Annotated in this window: 25 protein-coding genes; 13 read left to right on the top strand and 12 right to left on the bottom strand. The window is 65.0% G+C overall.

Features of this window, described 5'->3' with window-relative positions; translation table 11 throughout:
• Window positions 1-187: 187 nt before the first annotated feature.
• From RPS27_RS12325 to RPS27_RS12355, 7 genes are all read right to left on the bottom strand, one after another.
• Window positions 188-901, bottom strand: a complete 714-nt coding sequence (locus tag RPS27_RS12325) for an ABC transporter ATP-binding protein (RefSeq protein WP_211415525.1) — start codon at window positions 899-901, stop codon at window positions 188-190.
• Window positions 894-1,661: an ABC transporter ATP-binding protein gene (locus RPS27_RS12330; protein ID WP_194404898.1), complete on the bottom strand. Its 768-nt coding sequence runs from the start codon at window positions 1,659-1,661 to the stop codon at window positions 894-896. Before RPS27_RS12330 ends, RPS27_RS12325 begins: the two co-directional genes overlap by 8 nt.
• The gene (locus RPS27_RS12335) at window positions 1,654-2,598 is read right to left on the bottom strand and encodes a branched-chain amino acid ABC transporter permease (RefSeq protein WP_212065057.1); all 945 of its coding nucleotides are present in this window, start codon (window positions 2,596-2,598) and stop codon (window positions 1,654-1,656) included. The genes RPS27_RS12330 and RPS27_RS12335 overlap by 8 nt, the downstream gene beginning before the upstream one ends.
• Window positions 2,595-3,512 carry a branched-chain amino acid ABC transporter permease gene (locus RPS27_RS12340; protein WP_008143427.1) on the bottom strand — a complete coding sequence of 306 codons (918 nt, stop codon included), beginning with the start codon at window positions 3,510-3,512 and terminating at the stop codon, window positions 2,595-2,597. Before RPS27_RS12340 ends, RPS27_RS12335 begins: the two co-directional genes overlap by 4 nt.
• 350 nt (window positions 3,513-3,862) lie before the next feature.
• On the bottom strand, window positions 3,863-4,081 hold the full coding sequence (locus RPS27_RS12345; protein WP_128922916.1) for a hypothetical protein: 219 nt from the start codon (window positions 4,079-4,081) through the stop codon (window positions 3,863-3,865).
• Window position 4,082: 1 nt separating this feature from the next.
• Window positions 4,083-4,742, bottom strand: coding sequence for an acyl-homoserine-lactone synthase (locus RPS27_RS12350; RefSeq protein WP_194404901.1), 660 nt, complete (start codon window positions 4,740-4,742; stop codon window positions 4,083-4,085).
• An 82-nt stretch (window positions 4,743-4,824) separates the two neighbouring features.
• Window positions 4,825-5,562 carry a LuxR family transcriptional regulator gene (locus tag RPS27_RS12355; RefSeq protein ID WP_194404902.1) on the bottom strand — a complete coding sequence of 246 codons (738 nt, stop codon included), beginning with the start codon at window positions 5,560-5,562 and terminating at the stop codon, window positions 4,825-4,827.
• 169 nt (window positions 5,563-5,731) lie between these two features.
• Between RPS27_RS12355 and RPS27_RS12360 the strand changes: the two genes are divergently transcribed.
• The 10 genes from RPS27_RS12360 to RPS27_RS12405 all read left to right on the top strand — a co-directional run bounded on the left by RPS27_RS12360 (window position 5,732) and on the right by RPS27_RS12405 (window position 15,842).
• Window positions 5,732-5,908 carry a hypothetical protein gene (locus RPS27_RS12360; RefSeq protein WP_194404903.1) on the top strand — a complete coding sequence of 59 codons (177 nt, stop codon included), beginning with the start codon at window positions 5,732-5,734 and terminating at the stop codon, window positions 5,906-5,908.
• 336 nt (window positions 5,909-6,244) lie between these two features.
• Window positions 6,245-7,231, top strand: a complete 987-nt coding sequence (locus RPS27_RS12365) for a LysR family transcriptional regulator (protein WP_313754051.1) — start codon at window positions 6,245-6,247, stop codon at window positions 7,229-7,231.
• A gap of 153 nt (window positions 7,232-7,384) precedes the next feature.
• Window positions 7,385-8,263: a shikimate dehydrogenase gene (locus RPS27_RS12370; protein ID WP_211415522.1), complete on the top strand. Its 879-nt coding sequence runs from the start codon at window positions 7,385-7,387 to the stop codon at window positions 8,261-8,263.
• Between the two features lie 55 nt (window positions 8,264-8,318).
• Window positions 8,319-9,449: an ABC transporter substrate-binding protein gene (locus RPS27_RS12375; protein ID WP_212065056.1), complete on the top strand. Its 1,131-nt coding sequence runs from the start codon at window positions 8,319-8,321 to the stop codon at window positions 9,447-9,449.
• Between the two features lie 119 nt (window positions 9,450-9,568).
• On the top strand, window positions 9,569-10,444 hold the full coding sequence (locus RPS27_RS12380; protein WP_313754052.1) for a branched-chain amino acid ABC transporter permease: 876 nt from the start codon (window positions 9,569-9,571) through the stop codon (window positions 10,442-10,444).
• Window positions 10,441-11,439 carry a branched-chain amino acid ABC transporter permease gene (locus tag RPS27_RS12385; RefSeq protein WP_212065055.1) on the top strand — a complete coding sequence of 333 codons (999 nt, stop codon included), beginning with the start codon at window positions 10,441-10,443 and terminating at the stop codon, window positions 11,437-11,439. The genes RPS27_RS12380 and RPS27_RS12385 overlap by 4 nt, the downstream gene beginning before the upstream one ends.
• On the top strand, window positions 11,436-12,179 hold the full coding sequence (locus RPS27_RS12390; protein WP_212065054.1) for an ABC transporter ATP-binding protein: 744 nt from the start codon (window positions 11,436-11,438) through the stop codon (window positions 12,177-12,179). The genes RPS27_RS12385 and RPS27_RS12390 overlap by 4 nt, the downstream gene beginning before the upstream one ends.
• Before the next feature lie 2 nt (window positions 12,180-12,181).
• On the top strand, window positions 12,182-12,919 hold the full coding sequence (locus tag RPS27_RS12395) for an ABC transporter ATP-binding protein (protein WP_212065053.1): 738 nt from the start codon (window positions 12,182-12,184) through the stop codon (window positions 12,917-12,919).
• Window positions 12,916-13,974 carry a Gfo/Idh/MocA family protein gene (locus tag RPS27_RS12400; RefSeq protein ID WP_212065052.1) on the top strand — a complete coding sequence of 353 codons (1,059 nt, stop codon included), beginning with the start codon at window positions 12,916-12,918 and terminating at the stop codon, window positions 13,972-13,974. The genes RPS27_RS12395 and RPS27_RS12400 overlap by 4 nt, the downstream gene beginning before the upstream one ends.
• The gene (locus RPS27_RS12405; RefSeq protein WP_212065051.1) at window positions 13,971-15,842 is read left to right on the top strand and encodes a bifunctional sugar phosphate isomerase/epimerase/4-hydroxyphenylpyruvate dioxygenase family protein; all 1,872 of its coding nucleotides are present in this window, start codon (window positions 13,971-13,973) and stop codon (window positions 15,840-15,842) included. Before RPS27_RS12400 ends, RPS27_RS12405 begins: the two co-directional genes overlap by 4 nt.
• Window positions 15,843-15,986: 144 nt before the next feature.
• On the opposite strand, the gene RPS27_RS12410 is transcribed toward RPS27_RS12405, so the two are convergent.
• A complete protein-coding gene (locus RPS27_RS12410) occupies window positions 15,987-17,159 on the bottom strand; it encodes an ABC transporter substrate-binding protein (RefSeq protein WP_194404912.1) in 1,173 nt (390 codons plus the stop codon).
• Window positions 17,160-17,479: 320 nt separating this feature from the next.
• On the opposite strand from RPS27_RS12410, the gene RPS27_RS12415 reads away from it, so the two are divergent.
• Window positions 17,480-18,742 (top strand): NAD(P)/FAD-dependent oxidoreductase, encoded by a 1,263-nt coding sequence (locus RPS27_RS12415; protein ID WP_194404913.1) that lies wholly within the window; start codon window positions 17,480-17,482, stop codon window positions 18,740-18,742.
• A 166-nt stretch (window positions 18,743-18,908) separates the two neighbouring features.
• Here RPS27_RS12415 and RPS27_RS12420 read toward each other — a convergent pair whose 3' ends face one another.
• Genes RPS27_RS12420 through RPS27_RS12430 form a run of 3 tightly spaced genes read right to left on the bottom strand, consistent with a single transcriptional unit; the run spans window position 18,909 to window position 21,718 of the window.
• On the bottom strand, window positions 18,909-20,120 hold the full coding sequence (locus tag RPS27_RS12420) for an ABC transporter substrate-binding protein (RefSeq protein ID WP_313754053.1): 1,212 nt from the start codon (window positions 20,118-20,120) through the stop codon (window positions 18,909-18,911).
• 53 nt (window positions 20,121-20,173) lie between these two features.
• The gene (locus tag RPS27_RS12425) at window positions 20,174-20,497 is read right to left on the bottom strand and encodes a 2Fe-2S iron-sulfur cluster-binding protein (RefSeq protein ID WP_212065049.1); all 324 of its coding nucleotides are present in this window, start codon (window positions 20,495-20,497) and stop codon (window positions 20,174-20,176) included.
• A gap of 12 nt (window positions 20,498-20,509) precedes the next feature.
• Window positions 20,510-21,718 carry a cytochrome P450 gene (locus RPS27_RS12430; protein ID WP_212065048.1) on the bottom strand — a complete coding sequence of 403 codons (1,209 nt, stop codon included), beginning with the start codon at window positions 21,716-21,718 and terminating at the stop codon, window positions 20,510-20,512.
• A gap of 83 nt (window positions 21,719-21,801) precedes the next feature.
• Here RPS27_RS12430 and RPS27_RS12435 point away from each other — a divergent pair, with 83 nt between their 5' ends.
• On the top strand, window positions 21,802-22,308 hold the full coding sequence (locus RPS27_RS12435) for a MarR family winged helix-turn-helix transcriptional regulator (protein WP_194404917.1): 507 nt from the start codon (window positions 21,802-21,804) through the stop codon (window positions 22,306-22,308).
• A gap of 399 nt (window positions 22,309-22,707) precedes the next feature.
• Here RPS27_RS12435 and RPS27_RS12440 read toward each other — a convergent pair whose 3' ends face one another.
• On the bottom strand, window positions 22,708-24,567 hold the full coding sequence (locus RPS27_RS12440; RefSeq protein WP_212065047.1) for a feruloyl-CoA synthase: 1,860 nt from the start codon (window positions 24,565-24,567) through the stop codon (window positions 22,708-22,710).
• A gap of 149 nt (window positions 24,568-24,716) precedes the next feature.
• On the opposite strand from RPS27_RS12440, the gene RPS27_RS12445 reads away from it, so the two are divergent.
• Window positions 24,717-25,205, top strand: coding sequence for a MarR family winged helix-turn-helix transcriptional regulator (locus RPS27_RS12445; RefSeq protein ID WP_212065046.1), 489 nt, complete (start codon window positions 24,717-24,719; stop codon window positions 25,203-25,205).
• Window positions 25,206-25,351: the final 146 nt, after the last annotated feature.

Consider the following 25,351-nt stretch of genomic DNA (forward strand, 5'->3'; position numbering starts at 1 on the left):
CCCGGGAAATCCAGCCATTGAGCGGAAGACCCTCGCTGTGCGGCACCGATGACGTCGTCTTGAGGCCGTCCGACAATGTGATCGTAAAAGTCCCGCATCGCATCCGCTTACGCGGCGACATTGACGGCCCGCGGCGGCGTACTCAAGACCTCTGCGCCCAGTTTGGAGAGCTTCGAAACTGGCGCGCTCAGATGCCCAGATATTTGTGCTGGAGATCCGGCTCGGCCATCAGCTCGTCGGATGTGCCGCTCCACACCGTCTTGCCGCGCTCGATGATGTAATGGCGATCGCAGATGCGAGCGAGATGGTCGACGTTCTTGTCGACGACCAGGATAGACTGTCCGCGGCTCTTGAGCAGCGACAGGCAGTGCCAGATCTCCTCGCGGATCAGCGGCGCGAGGCCCTCGGTCGCTTCGTCCAGAATCAGAAGCTTCGGATTGGTCATCAGCGCGCGGCCGATCGCGAGCATCTGCTGCTCGCCGCCGGAGAGCTGGTTGCCCATGTTGGCGGCACGCTCGGCGAGGCGCGGGAACAGCACGTAGATCGCCGCCAGCGTCCAGGGATTGGAGCTGCCGAAACGATCGGCGGCGGCGGCCACGAGATTTTCGCGCACGGTGAGGTTCGGGAAGATCTGGCGTCCCTCGGGAACGAGACCGACGCCGAGTTTTGCAATCCTGTAGGACGGCAGCTGCCGTACTTCAGTGCCAGCAAACCGGATCGCGCCCGCGCGCGCCGGCGTCAGGCCCATGATGGAACGGATCGTCGTGGTCTTTCCCATGCCGTTGCGGCCCATCAGCGAGACCATCTCGCCCGGCTTGATCGACAGCGACAGGCCGAACAGCACCTGGGAGAGGCCGTAGCAGGTCTCGATGCCGTCGACGTCGAGCAGCGTGTCAGCCATGATGCGTCACCACATGCTGGTCACCGAGATAGGCGCGCTTGACGTCTTCATTGGCCCGGATCGCGGCCGGATCGCCGGAGGCGATGACGCGGCCATAGACCAGCACCGAGATGCGGTCGGCCAGCGCGAACACCGCCGGCATGTCGTGCTCGACCAGCACGATCGAGACCTCCTTCCGCAGCTCCTGCAGCAGCTTCACCATGCCCTGGGATTCCGTGACGCCGAGGCCGGCCATGGGCTCGTCGAGCAGCAGCAGTTTCGGCTTGCTGGCGAGCGCGACCGCGAGCTCGATCTGGCGTCGCTCGCCATGGCTGAGCTTGGAGACCAGGACATCGGCGCGATGAGCGAGACCGACGCGATCGAGCGCGGCATGGGCGGCATCGCGCAGACCCTTCTCCTTGCGCGCATCGGCGAAGAAGCGGAACGAGGTGCCGGCATGCGCCTGCGCCGCCAGCGCGACATTGTCGGCAGCGGTGAAATCGAGCAGCAGCGAGGTGATCTGGAATGAACGGGCAAGGCCCAGCGCACAGCGGCGATAGGCCGGCAAGTAGGTGATGTCGCGCCCCGCCAGCGAGACGCTGCCGGAATGCGGTTCCAGATGCCCGGTGAGCTGGCTGATCAGCGTGGTCTTGCCGGCGCCGTTCGGGCCGATGATGGCGTGCAGCTCGCCGGCCGCGACATCGAGCGAGACGTTGTCGGTGGCGATGATGCCGCCGAAGCGACGCACAAGCTTCTCGACGCGGAGCAGGGGTTCAGCCACGGCCAACCCTCCCGAGCAGGCCCATGATGCCGCCGCGGCCGAACAGCACGATCAGCAGCAGCAGCGGGCCCATGATCAGCGCCCAATATTCGGTGATCTGCGACAGGAACTCTTCGAGCAGCAGGAACACCACCGCGCCCATGATCGGGCCGAACAGCGTGCCCATGCCGCCCAGGATCACCATCACCATGAGGTCACCGGAGCGGGTCCAGTACATCACGGCCGGGCTGACGAAATCGGTGTTGTTGGCGAGCAGCGCGCCGGCGAGCCCGCACATGGTCCCTGAGATGACGAAGCAGACGAGCTTGTAGCGCTTGGCGGGAAAGCCGATCGCCTGCATGCGCTGCTCGTTCGAGCGCAGGCCCTGCACGACGAGGCCGAAGCGCGAATTGACGATGCGCCAGATCAGGAAGACGACGCCGAGCAGGCAGGCGAGGCAGAGATAGTAGAACTGCGTGCGGTTCGAGAGGTTGATCAACCCGGAGAAGTCGCTGCGCTTGTAGACGGTAAGGCCGTCGTCGCCGCCGTAACGCGCAAGGCCTGAGGCGACGTAATAGGCCATTTGCGCGAAGGCCAGCGTGATCATGATGAAATAGACGCCGCGGGTGCGCAAAGAGAGCGCGCCGATCACCAGCGCATAGATGGCGGAGGCCGCCAGCGCGACCGGAAACTGGATGAAGCCGGACCCTACGCCTTCCTGCGCGAGCATGCCGACCGCGTAGCCGCCGATGCCGAGATAGGCGGCGTGGCCGAAGCTCATCATGCCACCAAAACCCATGATGAGGTTGAGGCTCGCGGCCGCCAGCGCCAGGATGATGATGCGGGTGAACAGCGTCAGGATGAAGATGTTGCCGCTAAGCTGCGAATACAGCGGCAGCAGCACGAGGCCCGCCAGCATCAGGGCCGTGACGGCCTTGCTCACAGTCAAACTCTTCATCGGCGATTGGCCGGAAACAGCCCCTCCGGCCGCACCACCAGCACGATCGCCATCAGGAGATAGATCAGCATGGAGGACAGCGCGGGCGCGGCGGTGGAGGCGGCGGCGCCGCTCAAGACCTGCCGGAGCAGATTGGGCAGGAAGGCGCGGCCGAGCGTGTCGATCATGCCGACGAAGATCGCGGCGAGGAACGCGCCGCGGATCGAGCCGATGCCGCCGATCACGATGATGACGAAGGCGAGGATCAGTATGTTCTCGCCCATGCCGATCTGCACGGTGAGGATCGGCGCCTGCATCAGCCCGGCCAATCCGGCGAGCGCCGCACCGAGGCCGAACACCAGGGTGTAGAGCAGCTTGATGTTGATGCCGAGCGCACCGATCATCTCGCGGTTGGAGGCCCCTGCCCGGATCAGCATGCCGATGCGGGTGCGCATCACGCCGAGATAGAGCAAGAGCGCCACCAGCAGTGCCACGACGATGATGGCGAGGCGATAGGCGGGATAGTGAATGCCGGGCAGGATCGGCACCGGCACCGTGAGCCAGGCCGGCAGCGGCAGCGCGAGGCCCGCCGGGCCCCAGATCAGCCGCACGGCTTCGTTGAAGAACAGGATCAGCCCGAAGGTTGCGAGCACATGGTCGAGATGGTCGCGGCCATAGAGATGCCGCAGCGCGCTCATCTCGAGCACGATGCCGAGCACCAGCGTCGCGCCCAGCGCCAGCAGCGCGCCGAGCAGGAAGCTGCCGGTCCACGCCGCGAAGGTCGCGGCGAAATAGGCGCCCATCATGTAGAGCGAGCCGTGCGCGAGGTTGACGAGATCCATGATCCCGAACACCAGCGTCAGGCCGGCGGCGAGCAGGAACAGCAGCAGGCCGAACTGCAATCCGTTCAGGAACTGTTCGACGACGAGCAGCATCAGGACTCTTTCAGGCGCATACGGACGCGCGCCGATGTTCGAACACAGTCGCCATCAGTGAAAGAGCTCCCCCTGCCTCATCAAGGCGGAAAAATGGGTAATGGCAGTATCGTTCCGAGGCAAGAGCGATTCGACACCAAACATGCACTTTGTTGCATGCCGATGCATGCGATTAGAATGACCTTTCAAAATGACCTTGCAAGAAGGCTGCCGCGCCGGGCTGGGGCAACCTGCCGCACGTCGTCATGCCCAGGCTTGTCCCGGCCATGACGACCTCTGTCGCATGAATGCGATCACCCTCCCCCGTTGCCGGAGGAGGGTGCCGCAATCTGTCGGATCCCTGGATGCGTCTAGTGCGACGTCATCTGCTGGGGGAGGTCATCCGGTTCGGCGAGCACGCTGTTGGCCGTCGAGGCCTCCAGCGCCGCCATCCGGAACAGATAGGCGAGCGTCGCCAATCCGGTGTCTTCCGCCATTTGCGCCAGCTCCAGCGCCATGTCGGACATGTAGCCGAGAGTCTCGTCCCTGGTCTGCGCCATGATCTGGCTGTCCCGCATCATGTTCGACATCTCAGGCACTCTTTCGTTGCGCGGCTGCAGCGCCGCAAAGGTTGGCACGGGCGACGGCGTCCAGATGCGGGCCGTCCTGGCGCACGACCGATGCCATGCCGATACGATCGTGCAGGGCGTCGACCGTCTCGCGACGAATGTCGATGGTGGCCGCCATGGTCCATGCGTTCTCCACCAGCGCCGGCAGGCCAAGCGGGGTCACCACGAAGCCGGCCTCGTGGAAGCGCGGCAGCCACCAGGTTTCCATGATCGCGCTGACCTGCGCGATTCCTTGCGCGAGGCAGAACTCCTGCACCGCGGCCATCAGTTGCAGATTGAGCGCGCCATCGCGGCGATCGCGCACGACGAAATAACGCGACCATTCCCAGATCAGCGGATCCGCAGGGCAGCCGCGAACCGACGCCAGATGCGGGAACACTTCGCTCATCATCGAGGGCTTGGTGGTGGGATAGAGCCGGTGACCACCGATGACCCGCCGTCCCTCCAGAGCGAGCAGATAGACGGTATCCTCGTCGTCGTAGGAATCGATCTCGCGGCAATCCGGCCTGCGCAGCGTCTCCCAGCGCCGCTCCTCGACGAAGACCTCATGACGCAGCCGGAAATGCTGCTCAATCACGTCTTCATAGAGGTGGCGATTTACCGCAGAAATTGCGTGAATCATAAAAACCCCCATTCAGCCTCAATGGGAGCAGAGTCTGCGAAAACAGCCGGGTTCGGTATTGGGAAATTTCCCAGTACGGGGCTCAGGGAGCGATGATCTTGCTCCGAATCGCAAGCGCGACCGCATGCGTGCGGTTGACGGCACCAAGCTTACGCGCGGCGGTTGCAAGATGCTCTTCAGCAGTGCGTTGCGTAATGTGCAGGATCTCGCCGATTTCCCAGGCCGACTTGCCCTGCGAGGCCCAGGAGATCACCTCGCGCTCGCGCGGGGTGAGGCGCGTCGACGGATAAGGCGCCGGCTCGAGCAGTCGGCGAATGTGGTCGAAGCCGTACATCGCCATCAGGTGCAGTGCCGGCTTGCTGCGCGGATTGAGGTCGAGATGAACGCCGCCAAGCGACACCGCGGCTTCATAGCCGGTGAGGCCGTGAATCGGCACGATGAAGCCTCGCGACATCCGAAAGTCGGTGGCGCGGTTCATCACCTCGGCCGCATTCGGCTCGAGGTCGGCATCGTAGGGCGCTTCCGACCATTCGAACGGATTGACCGACCGCCGGCACAGCCGCACCACGGGATCGAAGCGGTCGTAATTGTTCTGGGTGTAGAGGCTGAACCAGCCCGCCGGCCAGCGCTTGGCGAGCACCATCTGTGCAAACCGCTGGTCGGGATTCGGCAATCCCGTCACGATGATGGTTTCGAAACCGAAGCGGCCGAAAGCCGTCTCAAGCGCATTCATCGCGTCCGGAACCTTGGTATAGGCTCCGAGCCCTTCGATGAAGTCGAGCGCCTCGCGGCCATAATCAACGGCATCAACGGCGGACATCGGTACGTTTCCTGACCTTGGCCCTCGCCATATAGCACGTATTTGGGCGCGGCCTCAAATCTGCTGCGACCGTAGTTTCCCGGTGCGCATCCGGCCTGAAGATTTAAACTACTTGTGGCAGAATTGACCTCACGATACACCTCAACGCGTCCGAAGCGGGAAAACCACGATGGAAGACGAGGACATCGCCCTCAACAGCGTGCTCGGCCTGGAATTGAATCGCGTGTTTTTCGCCGTCCGCGAAACGGCAAACAAGCAGAAGATCATCGAGTTCGCGCGCAAGGTGCTGCAAAGCGAGTGTGCGGAGTTGGCCGACAGCGTCTCGCCCGAGGGCCCGGCGAGCTAGAGCGCAGTTGCGGTAAACGACCATGCGACAGATCGCGCGCCGCCGCCCTTCCATTTGAGCGCGCTGCCGAAACAATCTGGCCGCGAAGTTACTCTCCTCCCATTTGAGAAGGCGACGAGCCCACGTGCCCCCGGACGCAGCGCCGCGTCTCTTCGACGATGCGCTGCAGAGCCGGGGCCCACCCATCCGCAACCTCCTCTCTGGCCTTTTGGGTCCTGACTCCGCGCCGGGAACGCGAGAGCGGCTCGCCCTCCACAGCGACGCACTTGCCGCTGGATGACACCGATGCTCTCGTGAGATGATCGCCGCCACGATCCTCTTTCGGATGCCAAGAGCATGATGACGCTGCGCCAGGTTGAAGTGATCCGTGCCGTGATGGTGACGGGTACGATCGGCGGCGCGGCGAAGCTGCTCAACGTCTCCGCGCCGGGGATCAGCCGCCTCGTCAAATACACCGAGCGCTCGCTCGGCATCCGCTTCTTCCAGCGCCAGAACGGACGCTACTTCCCGACGCCGGAAGCCGAGAACATCTTCGAGCAGATCAACGGCGTCTACAAGAAGGTCGACGACCTCTCCGAGATCATCTCCAAGATCGGCCGTGGCGGCCTCTCCGAATTGCGGATCGGCTCGGTGCCCAGCATCTCGCAGGTGATGGTGCCCCGCGCGATCGAGCGCGTCCGGCGCCGCTATCCCGACCTCGGCATCGACATCAACATCCTCAAGCTCGAGGAGGCCATCGACTATCTCATGCTCGGCCGCGGCGAGTGCGTCGCGATGAGCTACCGGCTCGAGCATTCGGCGCTCGACTTCATGCCGCTCGCCTCGGGCGAGCTGTATTGCATCGTGCCGCCGGGCCACGAGCTCGCCGGCCGCAAGCAGGTCTCGGCCGCCGAGATCACCCGCTATCCGCTGATCGGCATTGATCCCAACGATCCCTACGGCCGGATCATGGCCGAGATCTTCGCGCGCCACCGGCTCGACTACAACATCACCATCCGCGCGCGCTTCGGCACCACGGTCTGCGCGCTGGTGAAGGCGGGGCTCGGCATCGCCATCATCGACCAGTTCACCGTAGCTCATGGCGGCTATCCCGGGATCGAGCTCCTGAAGATCACCGAGCCGACGCGCTTCGACACCTACATCGCGGTCAAGCGCGGCGCGCCGCTGTCGCTCCATGCCGAGTCTTTCATCGAGGCGTTGCGCGCCGAGATGCGTGCGGTCGAGCCGTCGCGCGGCAACGGCAAGGCCGTGCCGGGTGGCAACGGCAAGGCCGTGCCGGGCGGTCCCGGCAAGGCCGCACCGGCGCGCGGGCGGAAGAAATAACATGATGTTAGGTTTGTCGGATAAAAGGGTAATTGTGTTAGGCAGGGGAAAGGCTATCGTCAGACCGGAAGCCCCTTTGACGCCCCTTGGAATTGCGCGGGGTTCTCCGCTAATGACCGGGACCGAAAGCTCTCAACGAGACGATAGCGAACCATGTCGACGCGCGGATCCGCCGCCAGCAAGAAGCTCCTCACCGGCCTGATCGGCGCGCCGATCGCGTCTTCCGCGTCGCCCGCCATGCATGAACGTGCCGCCGAGGCGCTCGGCCTGCGCGGGCACTATCAGCTCATCGAGGTCGCCGGCGCCGATGCGGCCGGCCTTCGCATGATGCTGGAAGGCGTACGGCGGCTCGGCTTTGCCGGCGTCAATGTCACCTTTCCCTACAAGGAAGCGGTGGTCCCGCTGCTCGACGAGCTGGCGCCGGCTGCGGCGACCATGGCCGCGGTCAACACCGTCGTCGTCAGGGATAACAGGCTGATCGGCCACAACACCGACACGACCGGCTTTGCGCGTGCCGTCGCACCGCTGCTGGCGCGCACCGGAAACGCGGTGGCCGTGATCGGCACCGGCGGCGTCGGCAAGGCGATCGCCTTTGCGCTGGCGAACCTGAAAGTGGCTGACCTCCGCATCTTCGACAGCGAGCCGGCGCGAGCGGAAAAACTTGCGACGCTGCTGGCCCCGCACGGTGGTGCGCGAGTGGCCCGAAGCGTGGAGGACGCACTTGCCGGCGCAACCGGCCTCGTCAACGGCACGCCGGTCGGCATGCTGCCGAACCGGGACACTCCGGTGCCGGCTTCGCTACTGCGCGAAAACCTGTGGGTCGCCGATGCCGTCTATTCGCCGCTGATCACACCGCTGCTTGCCGCAGCGCGAGAGAGAGGCGCTCGGATCATGACCGGTCGCGAGCTCGCGATCTACCAGGCCGCCGACGCCTTCGAACTGTTCACCGGCCTTGCCCCATCGACCGAAGTCATGGGAGAGGCTTTCGACGCCGTGATGGCTGCGCGCAACGCCGCCTATCAGGCAGCTTGAGGCAAAGCGGCCGGCACAAGGCCGCTTGCAAAATTTGAAACGGGAGGAGAGGACGATGAAATCAACGCTACTGGTGGGCGCGCTGCTGACAGCCCTGACTGCAACGAGCGCCCTTGCCCAGGCGATCAAGCTCGCCGACGTCGCCGAGCTCTCGGGTGGCGGCGCCACCGTCGGCACCAATTGGAAGAACGGCATCGACCTCGCGATCGAGGAGATCAACGCCAAGGGCGGCGTGCTCGGCCGCAAGCTGGAGGTGACCCACGCCGACTCGCAGTCCAACCCGGGCGTGGCGCGCGCCCAGGTGCAGAAGGCGCTCGATGCCGAGCCCTATGTACTGCTCGGGCCCGGCTATTCCGGCTCGGTGAAGGTGACGGCGCCGCTGGCGGCCGAAGCCGGCATCGCGCAGATCATGGGAGGCGAAGCCGCCGAGCTGACGCAGGCAGGCAACAAGTTTCTGTTCCGCACTTCCTTCGGCCAGCAATCCTCGATGCCGAAGGTCGCAAAATACATCCACGACGACATGAAGGCGAAAACGGTCGCGGTGGTCTGGGTCAACAACGATTTCGGCCGCGGCGGCCGCGACGTCGTCATCAAGGAGCTCGAGCGGCTCGGCTCCAAGGTGGTCGCCGACCTCTCCACTGAAGCCGGGCAGGCCGATTTCGCCGCCGACGTCGGCAAGATCAAGGCTGCCAATCCCGATGCCGTGTTCGTCTATCTCAACGAAGAAGAGAGCGCGCGCATCCTGAAGGAGCTGAAGCGCCAGGGCGTCACCGCGCCGCTGATGGGCGAGACCACGCTGATCGGCCAGAAGGTGATCGAGCTTGCGGGCGATGCCGCCAACGGCGCCCGCGGCCATGTCGGTCTCACCACCGATGCGCCGGTCGACCTCGTCAAGCAATTCCGCGAGAAGTTCTCCAAGAAGTACAATTACGTCCCCGATCACAACGGCCTGAAGGGCTATCTCGCCGTCTACATGGTGAAGGCCACCACCGAGAAGATGGGCAAGGTCGACCCGAAGAAGTTCGCCGATACGCTGCACGGTCTCACCATCAAGGCCGCGGACGAGCCGGGCATCCTGATGGACGTCACCTTCAGCGACACCGGCGACATCGACCGCCAGAGCTTTCTGGTCGAGGTGGTCGAAGGCAAGCAGGTCGTGAAGCAGGTGCTGCCGAAGGTGAAGTGATCTTTGCCTCTCCCTGCGAGCGGGGAGATCTTTCTTCTCCCTCTCACCGTTCTTCTTATGGGGAGAGGGAGCGATAGACCTGAATTCGCGTCGAGTTCACTCGGGCTCAAAGAGAACCCATGTCCAACCTATTCGATCTTCTGGTCGCAGGGCTCGCCACCGGCGCGATCTATGCGCTGGTCGCGGTCGGCTTCACGCTGCTGTGGCAGACCTCGCAGACCATCAACTTCGCGCAAGGCGAGTTCGTGATGCTGCCGGCATTCCTGATGCTGGCGGCGATGCATGCCGGCGCGCCGTTCTGGCTCGCGATCATCCTCGGCATCCTGCTCTCGATGATCCTGCTCGGGCTCGCCTTCAAGATGCTGCTGGTCGACCCGATGATGCGCCACGGCGTGCTGCCGCTGGCGATTGCGACCATGGCGCTCGCCATTGGCCTCAAGGAAGCCGTCAAGCAGTTCTTCAGCGCGGAGGCCTCGCCCTTCCCCTCGATCGTGCCGACCGGTGACGTCTCCATCTTCGGCCACGCGGTGTCGCTGCAGAGTATCGGCGTGCTCGTCGTCGCCATCCTCGCCGTGCTCGGATTGACCACGCTGCTCAACCGCACCTCGCTCGGTCACCAGATGCAGGCGGCGGCGCAGAATCCGACCGTGGCGCGCATCATCGGCGTGCCCGTCGAGCGCATGATCCTGCTGACGTTCCTGATCAATGCCTTCCTGGTGGCGCTGGCCTCGCTGCTGATCACGCCGATCTACCTCGCAAAATTCTCCTCCGGCGAAGTGCTGGGCCAGGCTGCCTTCATCGCCGCCATCGTCGGCGGCTTCAACCAGGTGCGCGGTGCGATCGCCGGCGGCATCCTGATCGGCGTGCTCGACAATCTCGCGGCCGCCTATGTCTCGACGCAGTACCGCGCCGCCGTGCCGATGATCTTCCTGATCGCGGTCATCCTGTTCCGGCCGCAAGGATTGCTCGGTCGCGCCGAGGAGCGCACGGTATGACCAGCTTCGCCAAGCCCCTGAAGATCGCGCTCGGCCTTGCCGTCATCGCCGGCCTGATCATCATCCCCATGAACTTCAACCGCTACGGCCTGTTCATCCTCAGCCAATGGGCGGTGATGAGCATCGCCGCGATGGGGCTGAACCTCACGCTCGGCTATGCCGGCCAGGTCTCGCTGGCGCAGGGCGCCTTCGTCGGCATCGGCGCTTATGCCGCGGCGATCATGACGACGCATGGCTGGCCTCTGCCCGCCGCGATCCTGGTCGCGATCGTCTTGAGCTTCGCGGTCGGCTGGGTTCTCGGCTATCCCGCGTTGCGCGTGCAGCACCACTATCTCGCCTTCGTCACGCTGGCCTTCTCCACCCTCGCCTTCCTGGTGTTCCGCAACGAGAGCTGGCTCACCGGCGGCATCTACGGCATCTCCAACATCCCGCGTCCCCATATCTTCGGCTTCGCGACCAACAAGCCCCTCCCCTTCTACTATGTTTGCCTCGGCGCGCTCGCGATCGTGTCGCTCGCGGTGTGGTGGCTGATCCGCTCGCCCTGGGGCCGCGCCTTCATGGCGCTGCGCGAAAATCCGCTGCGCGCGCAATCGCTCGGCATCGACACGCGGCGCTACACGCTGATGGCATTCGCGATCGGCTCGGCGCTCGGCGGCATCGCCGGCGCGCTCTATGCGCCGCTGACGCAATATATCGATCCTGTGCCCTTCAACCTGTCGCTCTCGCTCGACCTGCTGATGATGGTGATCGTCGGCGGCGCCGGCTTCTATTTCGGCCCGTTCCTTGGCGCGATGATCGCGGTGCTGCTGCCGGAATGGCTGCGCTTCACGGAAGGCTATTATCTGATGCTCTATGCGGTGGCGGTGATGCTGCTGCTAATCTGGTCACCCACCGGCATCCTGGGCATCCTCGATCGCTATCTCGCCGAACGTCGCACCAAGGCGGCGTCCGCATTGCGCGCCGTCGCAAAATCCCGCCTGGAGACGGCGCAATGAGTGCGGTCCTCGAAGTCACCGACATCAAGAAGAACTTTGGCGGCATCAGCGCCGTCGACGGCGTTTCCTTCGAGGTGCGGGAAGGTGAGATCCTCGGCCTGATCGGGCCGAATGGCTGCGGCAAGTCGACCCTGTTCAACTGCATCCTCGGCCAGCTCACGCCATCGGGCGGTGAGGTCAAGCTCGACGGCAAGCTCGTCACCGGCCTGCGTCCCGCCGAGCTCAACAAGCTCGGCGTCAGCCGCACCTTCCAGCTGTTGCAGGTGTTTCCGAAGCTCTCGGTGCGCGAGAACCTGATCCTCGCGGGACAGGAGCACCAGGGCAGCATGGCCTCGCGCCTGGTCGGCCGCTCCGACGCCGGATTGACCGACGCCGCCAACCAGATGATCGGCTTCTTCAAGCTCGACCATCTCGCCGACGAGCCGGCGGGCGGACTCTCCTACGGCCAGCAGAAACTGCTCGATGCCGCCATGGCCTTCATGGGCGGCCCGCACCTCGTGCTGCTCGACGAGCCCGCCGGCGGCGTCAACCCGTCGATGCTGGCGGACCTCAAGGAAAGACTGGTTGCGATCAACCGCGAGAAGAACGCCACCTTCGTCGTGATCGAGCACAACATGGAGTTCGTGATGTCGCTGTGCTCGCGCGTGATGGTGATGGCGGAAGGCAAGGTGCTGGCGATGGGACGCCCCGACGAGGTGCGCAAGAACCCCGCCGTGATCGAAGCCTATTTGGGACATTGACCATGAGCGACCCGATCCTCTCGGTTCACAATCTCGTCGGCGGCTACGGCAAGATGACCATCCTGAACGGCACCACATTCGGCGTGCCGCGGGCGACCATCACGACCATCATCGGCCCGAACGGCGCCGGAAAGTCCACCGTGTTCAAGGCGATCTTCGGCCTGCTCAAGCTGCGCGAGGGCAAGATCAGCTTCGCCGGCCGCGACGTCACGAACTTAAGCCAGCGCGCCCTGCTCAATGCCGGCATCTGCTACGTGCCGCAGGGCCGCAACATCTTCCCCGAGCTGTCGGTGCGCCATAACATCGAGCTCGGCGGCGTCGCCGCCGGCAAGGGCCTCGACCTGCCGAAGCGGATCGAGGCGGCGCTCGATCTGTTTCCGGCGCTGCGGCGGAAGTCGACACAGCAGGCCTCGACGCTGTCGGGCGGCGAGCAGAAGCAGCTCGAGATCGCCCGCTCGCTGCTGCTCGAACCCAAGCTGGTCCTGATCGACGAACCCTCGATCGGCCTGTCGCCGCTGATGGTGCAGCAGACCTTCGACATCCTCAAAAGCCTACGCGACCGCGGCGTCACCATCCTGATGATCGAGCAGAACGCGCGCTCGGCGTTGGAGATCTCCGACATCGGCATCGTGCTCGAGCTCGGCCAGACCCGCATGGTCGACGACGCCAAGCGCATCCTGAACGATCCGCGCATCGGCCAGCTCTTCCTAGGCGGCGCCATGGAGGAGAGCGCGGCATGAGCGCGCGAATGCGCATTGCGGTCGCGGGCGCCGGCCTGATCGGCCGCCGCCACATCGAGTTGATCGAGGCGTCGCCGGATTGCGCGCTGGCCGGCATCGCCGATCCCTCGCCCGCCGCGAAGGACTTTGCCTTGGCGCACAATTTGCCCTGCTATCCCGACCATCGCGCGTTGCTGGCACAGGAGAAGCCGGACGGCCTCGTCATCGCCTCGCCCAACAATCTGCATTTGCCGATGGCGCTCGACTGCGCGCAAGCCGGCGTGCCGGCCTTGATCGAGAAGCCGGTGACCGAGACGGTCGCCTCCGCGCAGCGCCTCTGCGCCGCGGTGAGGCGCACCGGCGTTCCGATGCTGGTCGGCCAACACCGGCGGCACAATGCGATCATCAAGTCGGCCCGCGAAACGGTGGCCAGCGGCAGGCTCGGCCAGCTCACCGCCGTGGTCGGGCTGTGGCTGCTGAAGAAGCCCGACGACTATTTCGAAATGGCCTGGCGGCGTGAGGCGGGCGGCGGGCCTTTGCTGATCAACCTTATCCACGATATCGACAATCTCCGCTTCATCTGCGGCGAGATCGTCGAGGTGCAGGCGCTGACGTCGAACAAGGCGCGCGGCTTCGCGGTCGAGGACACCGCCGCCCTGCTCTTGCGCTTTGCCAATGGTGCACTCGGAACCGTGACAGTGTCGGACGCAACGCCGGCGCCGTGGAGCTGGGAGCTGACCGCGGGCGAGAATGCGGTCTATCCCAAACAGGACCAGCCCTGTTACGTCTTCGCCGGCACCAACGGTTCGCTGTCGGTGCCGACCATGGAGCTGTGGTCGTATCGACAAGATCCCGGCTGGCACGCGCCGCTGGTTCGCGAGCCCGTCGCACTCTCGGCTTACGATCCGCTCGTCGAGCAGCTCCGGCATTTCCAGGCCGTGATCGCCGGCCGCGAGCAGCCGCTGATCTCGGTCGAGGACGCCATGGGCACGCTCGCCGTCGTCGAGGCCGTCAGCGAAGCGGCGCGCACCGGACAAAAGATCTCGCCAAGCCGGATCATGGAGCAGGCAGCATGAACAAACGCTCGATCGCCACCGTCTCCCTCTCCGGCGCTCTCGACGAGAAGCTCCGCGCCATCGCGGCCGCGGGCTTCGACGCGGTCGAGATTTTCGAGAACGACCTGCTGTCGTTCGGCGCCGGCCCGCGCGACATCGCAAAGCTCTGCAAGGATCTCAATCTCGAGATCTGCGCGTTCCAGCCGTTCCGCGATTTCGAGGGCATGCCCGAACCGCAGCGGGCGCGCAATTTTGCCCGTGCGGAGCGCAAGTTCGATCTGATGCAGGAGCTCGGCACGGATCTGCTGCTGATCTGCTCCAACGTCTCGCCCGCCTCGCTTGGCGGCATCGACCGCGCCGCCGACGATTTTCGCGAGCTCGGCGAGCGCGCGGCCAAGCGGTCCTTGCGCGTCGGCTACGAGGCCTTGGCCTGGGGCCGCCACGTCAACGACTACCGCGATGCCTGGGAGATCGTGCGGCGCGCCGATCACCCCGCGATCGGGATCATCCTCGACAGCTTCCACGCGCTCGCGCCGGGCTTTCCGGTCCGTGCGATGGCTTCGATTCCCGGCGACAAGATCTTCCTGGTGCAGCTCGCGGACGCGCCGAAGCTCGAACTCGACATTTTGTCCTGGAGTCGGCACTTCCGCTCCTTCCCCGGCCAGGGCGATCTGCCGGTCGGTGAATTCATGGCGGCGGTCGCGGCAACCGGTTATGCCGGACCGCTGTCGCTGGAGATCTTCAACGACCAATTCCGCGCCGGCTCGGCCGCGCAGACCGCGCTCGACGGCCTGCGCTCGCTGATCCTGCTGGAGGACCAGCTTGCGCCGGATTGGCCGAAATTCGCCGCCGAGCCGTTGGCGCCGAAGGCGAAGAGCCGCGGCACCGGCTTCGTGGAGTTTGCCGTCAACGAGACCAAGGCCGGCGAGCTCGCCCGGCTGTTCTCGCAACTCGGCTTCCGCAGGACCGGTCAGCATCGCAGCAAGGCGGTGGAACGCTGGTCGCAGGGCAAGGTCGAGCTCGTTATCAACAGCGAGACCGACGGCTTTGCGCATTCCCACTACGTCACCCACGGCCCCGGCGTCTGCGCCATCGCGCTCGACGTCGACAATGCGGGCCTTGCCATGCAGCGCGCCGAGATGCTGAAGACGCGCACCTTCTACCAGCCCGTCGGACCGGGCGAGCTGGAGATTCCCGCGATCCACGGCGTCGGCGGCAGCCTGCTGTATTTCCTCGATCAGGCCGGCAAGAACTGGGACACCGATTTCGAGCCGGTGCCGAGCGAGGCGAGTGCCGACGCGCTGCTCGCGGTCGATCACATCGCGCAGTCGATGCCCTATGACGAGATGCTGTCGTGGCTGTTGTTCTACACCGGCATCCTCGACCTGAAGCGGCTGCCGCAGATGGAGATCGCCGATCCCAGGGGCCTCGTGCAGAGCCAGGCCATCGTCAACGCCGACCAGAGCCTGCGCTTCGTGCTCAACGGCTCCTCAGCCAACCGCACGCTGCCGGCGCGCTTCATCTCCGAGTTCTTCGGATCAGGCGTGCAGCACGTCGCGTTCTCGTGCCGGGACATCTTTGCGACGGTCGCGGAGATGCGGGCGCGGGGAGCGGATTTTCTCGACATCCCCGCCAATTACTACGACGACATCGAAGCCAAATACGATCTCGCCCCCGAGCTGATGGCGCAGCTGCGCGCCAACCACATTCTCTACGACCGCGAGGGCGACGGCGAGTTCTTCCAGGTCTACACCCACATCTTCGACGAGCGGTTCTTTTTCGAGATCGTCGAACGCAGGAATTATCAGGGATTTGGCGCGGCGAACGCCGGCATCAGGCTCGCAGCGCAGGCCCGCGAAGTGCGACCCGCGAGCATGCCGAGGGTGTAGGCTCTTGTTTCCCTCGCCCCTTGTGGGAGAGGGTGGCTCGCCGCGCTAGCGGCGAGACGGGCGAGGGTTCTCTCCTCACTCGCAATTGCAAGAGTGGAGAGAACCCCTCCGGCGCTTCGCGCCACGTCACTTGTAGCTACGACCTCACTTCATCTTGCACTTGTCGTGGAAACGGTCCTGGTCGTTCTCCACGATGGTCGCCACCGTCTTCAGCGCGAGCTGGCCTTCGGCGTCCTTGACCACGTCCTGCAGATAGAAGCTCTGCACCGGGATGTGATTGTTGCCGTATTTGAAGGCGCCGCGCAGCGACTTGAAGTTGGCCTTCTCCATCTCGGCCTTCATCGCGTCCTTTTTGCTGGTGTCGCCCTTCACAGCGACCACCGCGCTGTTGATGAGCTGGGCGGCGTCATAGGATTGTGCGCCGTAATAGGTCGGGCGCAGGCCGGGATATTTCTTGCGGTAGTCGGCGACGAAGCGCTTGTTCTGCTCGTTGGGCAGGTCGTTGACCCATTCCTGCGCGCCGGGCACGCCGAGCGCGTTCTCCTTCTGCAGCGGCAGCGAGAGCTCGTCGACGGTGAACGCCGTGTAGAGCGGCATCGTGCTCTTGAGGCCGGCCTGCGCATATTGATTGAGGAACTGCACGCCGGCCGCACCGGGATAGAACACGAAGATCGACTCGGCGCCCGAGGCGCGCGCCTTGGAGAGCTCGGCGGAGAAATCGAGCTGGCTCGGCCAGACCGTGTATTCCTCGCCCTTGATTTCGCCCTTGAAGGTGTTCTTCAGGCCCGCGAGCATGTCCTTGCCGGCGGCATAGTTCGGGCCAATCAGGAACACGCTCTTGACGCCCTTCTGGTTCATGTAGAGGCCCATCGCCTGCGGCGTCTGGTCGTTCTGCCAGGAGGTCGAGAACACGTAAGGCGAGCAGAGCTCGCCAGCGAGCTGCGACGGACCGGCATTGGCCGAGATCAGGAAGGTCTGCGAATCCACGGCCGTCTTCAGCGAGGCCAGGAGCACGTTCGACCAGATATAGCCGACGATGAAATCGACCTTGTCCGACTGCACCAGCTTCTCGGTCTTCTGCTTGCCGACATCGGGCTTCTGGCCGTCATCCTCGTAGATGACCTCGACCGGCTTGCCGTCCATCTTGCGGCCCATGTGATCCAGCGCGAGCTCGAAGGAGTTGCGCATGTCGTTGCCGATCACGGCGGTCGGGCCGCTGAAGGTCGAGACGAAACCGATCTTGATGGTGTCGCCGGCGAAAGCCGGGCTCGCCAGCACCAGCGCCGCTGCGCCCGCCAGCCAGAATGCCGTCCTCATAATCACTCCCCTCCTTATGATTGAGCCCGCAAGCGGGGTGATCGCCGCCCCGGGCCTTCTCTATTGAACGCAAAATCTGTCGCGCCGCCAATGGCTCAGCGCCCGCCCCTGCACCATATTTCGCCCCCAATGCGGATGGCAAGAAATATAATTCTACTCACTTTGACCGAGGCCGGCCTGAGGCCGGTCCGGAGCCGCGGCGTTTCCCGCGCCGGAACGATACATCCCGCCTATGTCGCGATTGATGACCTCTATTGGACCGCGGCCCCCGATCCGCACTTAAATGAGGAAGAGGCAGCAGCGAGATTCGAGGACGTATCATGGCCGCACATCCCCATCGCGTCGTCATTGTCGGCGCCGGCTTCGGCGGGCTGGAGGCGACCTACCGGCTTGCAGGCGCGGGCGTCGAGATCACGCTGATCGACCGCCGCAACCATCATCTGTTCCAGCCGCTGCTCTACCAGGTCGCGACCGCCTCGCTCGCGACCAGCGAGATCGCCTGGCCGATCCGCCATCTCATGCGCGACCGGCCCGACGTGACGACGCTGTTCGCGACGGTCAGCGGCGTCGATGCGGCAAGGCGCTGCGTGCTGATCGACGACGGCAGCGAGGTACCCTACGACACGCTGGTGCTGGCGACCGGCGCGCGTCACGCCTATTTCGGCCACGACGAATGGGAGCAATGGGCGCCGGGCCTGAAGACGCTCGAGGACGGCACCACCTTGCGCCGTCACATCCTGGTGGCGTTCGAGCGCGCCGAGCGCGAGACCGATCCGCAGAAGCGCGCCGCGCGGTTGACCTTCGTCATCGTCGGCGCCGGCCCCACCGGCGTCGAGCTCGCCGGCACCATCGCCGAAATGGCGCGCCACACCTTGCCCGGCGATTTCCGCAACATCGACACGACGAAAGCGCGCGTCGTGCTGATCGAAGCGGGGCCGCGCGTGCTCGCGGGCTTCGCCGACGACCTCTCGGCCTATGCGCAGGCGTCGTTGGAGAAGATCGGCGTCGAGGTCGTGCTGGGACAGGCCGTCACCGAGATCAACCGCGAGGGCGTCGTGTTCGGCGGCAAGCTGCTCGAAGCCAAGACCAGGATCTGGGCCGCCGGCGTCCGCGCCTCGCCCGCCGCCGAATGGCTGGGCGCACCAGCCGATCGCGCCGGGCGCGTGCAGGTCGAAGCGGACCTCACCATTCCCGGCCATCCCGAGATCTTTGCGATCGGCGATACCGTCAGCATCAACGCCTGGGAGGGCAAGCCGGTGCCGGGCATCGCGCCGGCCGCGAAGCAGCAGGGCCGTCACGTCGCAGAGACCATCAAGGCCCGCCTGCGTGGTGCCGCGACCGGCCCGTTCCGCTACAAGCACGCCGGTAGCCTCGCCCAGATCGGCAAGCGGCTCGCCGTCATCGATTTCGGCCGCTTCAAGCTGCGCGGCGCCATCGCATGGTGGATCTGGGGCATCGCCCACATCTACTTCCTGATCGGCCTGCGCCACCGTCTCAGCGTCGCACTGAGCTGGCTCTGGATCTACGCACGCGACCAGCGCGCCGCGCGGTTGATCACGCAGGGGAGTAGCAAGGTGGTGTAACCTTCTTCCTTCTCCCCTTGTGGGAGAAGGTGGCGCGAAGCGTCGGATGAGGGGTTCTCTCAACTCGCGAGATCCTCCGTGAGGAGAGAACCCCTCACCCGGCTTCGCTTTGCGAAGCCACCCTCTCCCACAGGGGGAGAGGGTGCAGCAGCGCTCGCTGCTGCAATTACTTCACCAGCTCACACCCGCCCTCCGCCAGCGGGCGAAACGCCTGCTCCGCCGGAATCGTCGAGACCAGCTTGTAATAATCGTACGGATATTTCGACTCCTCCGGCTTCTTCACCTCGAACAGATACATCGGATGCACCACGCGGCCGTCCTGGCGGATGGTGGTGTCGCCGAACAGCCTGTCCTTGCCTCGAAACTTCTTCATCTCGGGGACGGCATCCCTGGCGTTGTCGCTGCCGGTGGCGGCAACCGCGTTGAGATAGGCGAGCGTCGAGGCATAGACGCCGGCCTGGTTGCCGCTCGGCATCTTGCCGTTCATGCCGGGGCGCGCGGCGAAGCGTTTTGCGAAGGCGCGGGTGTCGTCGTTCATGTCCCAGTAGAAGGCTTCCATCAGTTGCAGGCCCTGCGCGACCTTGATGCCCATGCCGTGGACGTCGTTGATGAAGAGCAGGAAGGCGACGAGCTTTTGTCCGTTCTGCTGGATGCCGAACTCGGCGGCCTGCTTCACGGCGTTGATGGTGTCGCCGCCGGCATTGGCAAGGCCGATCACCTGCGCTTTCGAGCTTTGCGCCTGCAGCAGGAATGAGGCGAAGTCCGAGGTGCCGAGCGGATGCTTGGAGGAGCCCAACACCTTGCCGCCATGGCCGTCGATGTATTTTTGCGCCTCGGCCTCGATGCCCTTGCCCAGCGCGTAATCCACCGTGAGTAAATACCAGTCCTTGCCGCCGCGTGACATCATGGCAGCCGCGGTGGTGTTGCCCGTGGCCCAGGTGTCGTTGACCCATTGGATGGTGTTGGGCGAGCAGGCCTTGCCGGTGAGATCGGAGCTTGCGGTCGAGGAGGCCAGGAACGTCATGCGGCTGTCGCGCAGCAGCGTGTTGATGGACAGGCCTACGGCTGAATTCGGCACGTCGACGATGGCATCGACGCCTTCGACGTCGAGCCATTTGCGCGCGATGGCGTTGCCGACATCGGCCTTGTTCTGGTGGTCGGCGTAGACGATCTCGACCTTGATGTTCTTGCCGCCGCCGTTGAAATACTCCGCCGCCATGCGCGCGGCTTCCACCGAGCCCATGCCGTTGGTGTCCTGGAAGATGCCGGAGATGTCGTTGAGCACACCGACACGCACGACATTGTCCGAGATCTCGGCGCTCGCCGCGTTACCGATGAGGCTCGCGGCCAGCGCTAGCGTCCACTTCGAATGCTTCATGGTTCCCTCCCCTGTTGATGTGTTGCCGCGCCGGTGTTGCCGGCGCGGGAAATTCAGACCTGCCGCACCGGCAGCTTCACGACGATCCCGTCGAGCTCCGGCGTCATCTTGATCTGGCAGGACAGCCGGCTGTTCGGCCGCCGCTCGCTTGCGGTGCCGTCGAGCAATGCGTCCTCGTCGTCGGCCATGGCAGGCAGGCGCGCGAGCCAGCTTTCATCGACATAGACGTGGCAGGTCGCGCACATGGCGTTGCCGCCGCATTCCGCCAGAATGCCGTCGAGGCCGTGACGGGTCGCGGCCTGCATGGCGCTCTCGCCGCCCGAGGTCTCGACGCGATCGGACTTGCCGTCGGGATGGATGAAAGTGATGGCGGGCATCAAGGCTCCTCGTCAGGCCGGGGTGATGGTGACAGGCAGGCTGTCGAGCCCGCGCAGCGTGTTGTTGAAGCGGCGTTTCGGCTCGCCGGTGATCTCGATCTTCGCGATGCGCCGGGCCAGCGCCGTCAGCATCACCTCGCCTTCGAGGCGGGCGACGAGCTGGCCGACGCACATGTGGATGCCCGAGCCGAAGCCGACATGGCCGGAAGTGCGGCGCGTGATGTCGTAGCTGTCGGGTTGGTCCCAGCGCCTGGGATCGCGGTTGGCGGCGGCGAGGAACATCAGCACCTTCTCGCCCTCGCCGATTCTTGCGCCTGAGAGCTCGACATCGCGCGTGGTGGTGCGGAAGAAAGTCTGCACCGGGCTCTCGAACCGCACGGCCTCCTCGAAAGCGTTGCGCGCCAGCGTCGGATCATCGCGCAGGCGCTGCCACTGCTCGGGGAAGCGCGCGAGGCAATAGACGGCGGCACCGATGCCGTCGACGGTGGTGTCGAGGCCGGCCGACAGCAGCGAGCGCACCAATAGCGGCGCCTCGGTGGCCGTGATGGCACCCACGTCGGCCTGCGCATGAATGCAGGCCCCGAAGCCGCCGGGTGCGAGATTGTCGCGCTGGCACTGCTCGGCGACATAGGCCTGGTGCGGCGCCGAGCGCGCGATCGCCTGCTGGCGCAGCTCGTTCGGCGGGCCGAACGCGTTGAACACGACGCTGGCATAGGGAATCAGATGCTCGCGCCCCTCCGGCTTCAGGCCCAGCGCATCCGGAAAGATCGAGAGCGGATAAGCCTCGGCGAGATCGGCGATCGCATCGAAGCTGCGCTTGTCCAGCAGCGCGTCCACCCGCTCCTCGGCCGCGGCGGCAAAACGGTCGCGCACCTGCTTCATCGCGGTCGGCGACAGCACTTTCGACAGCACGGCACGGGTGCGGGTGTGTGCGGGCGGATCGGCTTCGAGGATCAGGCTCGGCGGCCGCCACGGCGTCTCCTTCTTGAAGTCGGACAGGCCGACGCCGCGGCTGGAGCAGAAGGTCGCGGGATCGTTCAGCACCGCATGGACTTCGGCATAGCGCGCCACGCCGTAGACGTTCCACTTGTCGAGATGGACCACCGGCCCCGCCTCCCGCAGCAATTGATGCGTGGGATAAGGGTCGGCGAAAAAATTCATGTCGAAGGGATCGACGTCGAGATGCGGGACGCCTGATACAGCCGAGCCGGGTGCGCTCATTGAAGTCCTCCCTCATTTTGATCTTGTGAAAGGCCGGCGCATGCCCTTAGGTCGTTTGACCCGCCGCGAGTCCGAATCCCGCCATGCCGCCGTCCTTGACCCGATCCCGCCAAAAGCCAGCGCCCACCGACGCGGGACCGACGCTCGATCTCGACCGTTACGTTCCGGCGTTCGTCACCTTCATCGCCAACAAGCTCTCGAACAGCGCGACCGCGCTTTATCAGCGGGAGTTCGGCGTCAACGTCACGGAATGGCGGATCATGTCGCTGCTGGCGATCGAGCCCGGCATTCCAGCCTCGCGCATCTGCCACGTCATCGGCTTCGACAAGGGACCAGTGAGCCGGACGCTGGCGGGCCTGGAGAAGCGCGGGCTGGTCTCGATCCGCACCGACCCGAATGACGGCCGCACCCATTCGATCGCGCTGACGACAAAGGGCCGCGCCACGCATGACAAGGTGATCGTCGCCGCGCTCGAGCGCGAACGGCGGCTGCTGTCCTGCCTGAACAAGGACGAGCGCGAGGTGCTGATCGATCTGCTGCGCCGGTTGCACGAAAATCTCGGTGCGGTCACCGGCAGCACTGAGGCCTGACGGGCCGCGCACCAGGCGCCACCTTGCGTCACATCCAGGCATGCGCCGTCGTTTGCCGACGGCACCGTGCGGGCCGAGCATCGTTTCCTCCAGGACCGGACGCGGCAGTTTTCCCCGCCGTCATCGCTCCCCGGAACGGTTCGCATAAATTAGTTGCTTAGGCAACAAAAGAATTGGAGATATATTGCGGCAGGGTGCCTGACTTAGTGGGAAGTGTGGCTCCTCGTGTCCCGGCCGCGCTGCAGCGTGAAACGCTGCTGCGCAGAGCGGGACCCATGCGGCGGCGTATGCTAGGGGCGATGGGCCCCGGCTCTGCAGCTCATCACATCGGGCGATGCTTCGCATCGCCCGCGTGCTGCGCTGCGTCCGGCGCACGAGAGTGGTTGAGCGACGAGATAGCTATTCACGCTGCAACCCGATCCACGCGCCCGGCGCATCATCATTCAACCGCGCCACCGCCTCCGCACGCCGCGTCAGCACGGCGCGCTGGTTGATGTAGCCCTTGTCGGTGATCTCGCCGCCGTCGACCGACGGCGGTTCGGCCAGCAGCAGCGCGCGGGTAGCGTGGCCGGAGGAGTTGGGACCCTGCTGCTTCAGCTTTGCGAGGCCCTGCGCAATCGCGGTCCTCACCTTGTCGTGGGCGAGCACCTCGTTCACCTCGGCCGTCTCGCCCAGGCCGGCATGCGTGCGGCAGGCAGCGATGTTCGGGAACACCAGGAAGCGCACCTCGTCGCCGCCATGGCCCGCGACGACGATGTCCTGCGCCAGCGGCGAAAGCGCCGCGATGCCGGCGACGCGCAGCGTGCCGACATTGACCCAGGTGCCGGAATTGAGCTTGAAATCCTCTGCGACGCGGCCGTCGAAGAACAGGCCGCGCTCCGGCCGAGCACTATCAGCAAGCTTGACGGCATCGCCGATCAGATAGAAGCCCTCGTCATCGAACGCCTGCTTCGTCTGCTCCGGTGCCTTCCAATAGCCCGGCGTGACATTGGGGCCGCGCACGCGCACCTCCAGCTTGTCGCCTGATGTGACGAGCTTCAGCTCAGTGCCGGGGATGGGCACGCCGATATTGCCGGAGCGTTCGGCGAGGAAATGACAGTCGGTGGCCAGCGGCGAGGTTTCGGTCGAGCCCCAGGCCGAGACCATCGGCAGCGCGCGGCCGACGGTCTTGATGGAGAGTTCCTCGATGGCATCCCAGAGATTCTGCGGCAGCGCGGCGCCGGCATAGAAGGCGAATTTCACCTCGCTGAAGAAGCGGCGGCGCAGCTCCTCGTCGCCGCGCAGCGCCGCGATCAGCATGTCGAAGCCGCGCGGCACGTTGAAATAGACCGTCGGCATCACGCTTTTTAGATTGGCGAGCGAGGTCGCGAACAGCCCGGGCGCGGGCTTGCCGCCGTCGATATAGAGCGAGCCGCCATTGCGCAGCACGAGATTGAAATTGTGGTTGGCACCGAAGGTGTGGCTCCAGGGCAGCCAGTCGAGAATGACGAGATCGCCGCGACCCGGTTCGAGAAAGGTCCAGGTCTGCGCCTTGGCCTGCTGGCTCGAGGTCAGCATGCGCTGGGTGTTGATGACGGCCTTCGGCGTGCCGGTCGAGCCTGACGTGAACAGGAATTTTGCGATCGTGTCCGGAGTCACCGCGGCGAACGCCTTTGCGACGTCAGGCGTCTCGGGCATTGCCGCGATGACGTTGAAGGCAAGCGTATCGGCATCGTCGGCCTTGCCGCTGATGATCTGCGCATTGTGCAGCGGCGCGATGGCGGCCAGCGCGGCCGCGAAGGGTTTCGTCGCGGAGACGTAGATCGCACCCGGCTCGAGCAGCATGATCATGCTCTTGAGCTTCTCGAAATCCCTCGACATCAGCGAATAGGCCGGCGAGATCGCAGCCGAGGGCACGCCGACATGCTGGGCGGCAAGCGCAAGCAGCGCGTGGTCGACGCTGTTGTCGGAGAGGATCGCGAGCGGGCGCTCGGCGCTGAGGCCCTGTGCCAGGATCCAGGACGCCGCCGCACGCACCTGGCGCAGCGCCTGGGCATAGGTGACCGTGGTCCAGGGCGCATCGACTTGGCCGCGCTCGGCGAGGAAGACCGCATCCGGCGCGTGCCGCGCAAAATGCTCCAGCCAGTCGCCGACGCAGCGGGCGCTGTCGCCCAAGGGTTCGGGCGAGCGCAACACGATGCTGCCATCGGGACGATGCTCTGCGAGCGTCCTCGGCGTTGCGAACAGGCCTGCAACGTCACCGCGTGGGGCGGCTGTCATGGGTTTCCTCCTCCGTCCGGATACGGATCGGCGGCAGCCTCGTTCGGGCTGCTTTGACCATAATGTTGGGCATGACAATTGTTGTCGTCAACAACAATCTTTCGCTCGCGTTGTCGAAGCGCTAAGGTTGGCCTGGCGGGAGATACGATGTGACAGCCAGCGCAACCCAGACTGCCCCACGCAAGCGCCACGGCGCGGCGCCTCGCGATGCCGCCGACGAGATTGGCCTCGACGCGCTGGTCGGGCACGCCGGCTACGCGGTGCGGCGCTTCCAGATCTGGATTTTCCAGGACTTCATCAAGACGCTCGGCGAGGTCGACATCCGGCCGACGCAATATTCGGTGCTGACGCTGATCGGCGCCAATCCGGGCCTGTCGCAAATGGCGGTGGCAAAGCGCCTCGGCATCGAGCGCGCCCGGCTGGTGCACCTGCTCGACAGCCTCGAGCAGCGCAAATACGTCAAGCGGGTCAAGTCGAAGGCGGACCGCCGTTCCCATGCGCTGCACCTCACCGCGCAGGGCGAGACGGCACTGGCGAAATTCAAGCGGCTCGCGGCCGAGCACGAGCGGCATGTCGAGGATAAGATCGGCAAGGACAACCGGGTGCAGCTGCTCCGGATCCTCGCTGGCTTCACCTGATCTGGATTGCCTACGATTTGGGCAGATGCCCGTCGCGGGGCGTCGGCGTGACCTCGTCCAATAAATCTCAAGCTATTGATTAATCGACAATATCCTGAGCATTCGTCCGACCGACGGTATTGTACACAATGGCACATCGCTTGCTT

This window comes from Bradyrhizobium sp. WYCCWR 12699 (genome assembly GCF_032144035.1).
Lineage (GTDB): Bacteria > Pseudomonadota > Alphaproteobacteria > Rhizobiales > Xanthobacteraceae > Bradyrhizobium.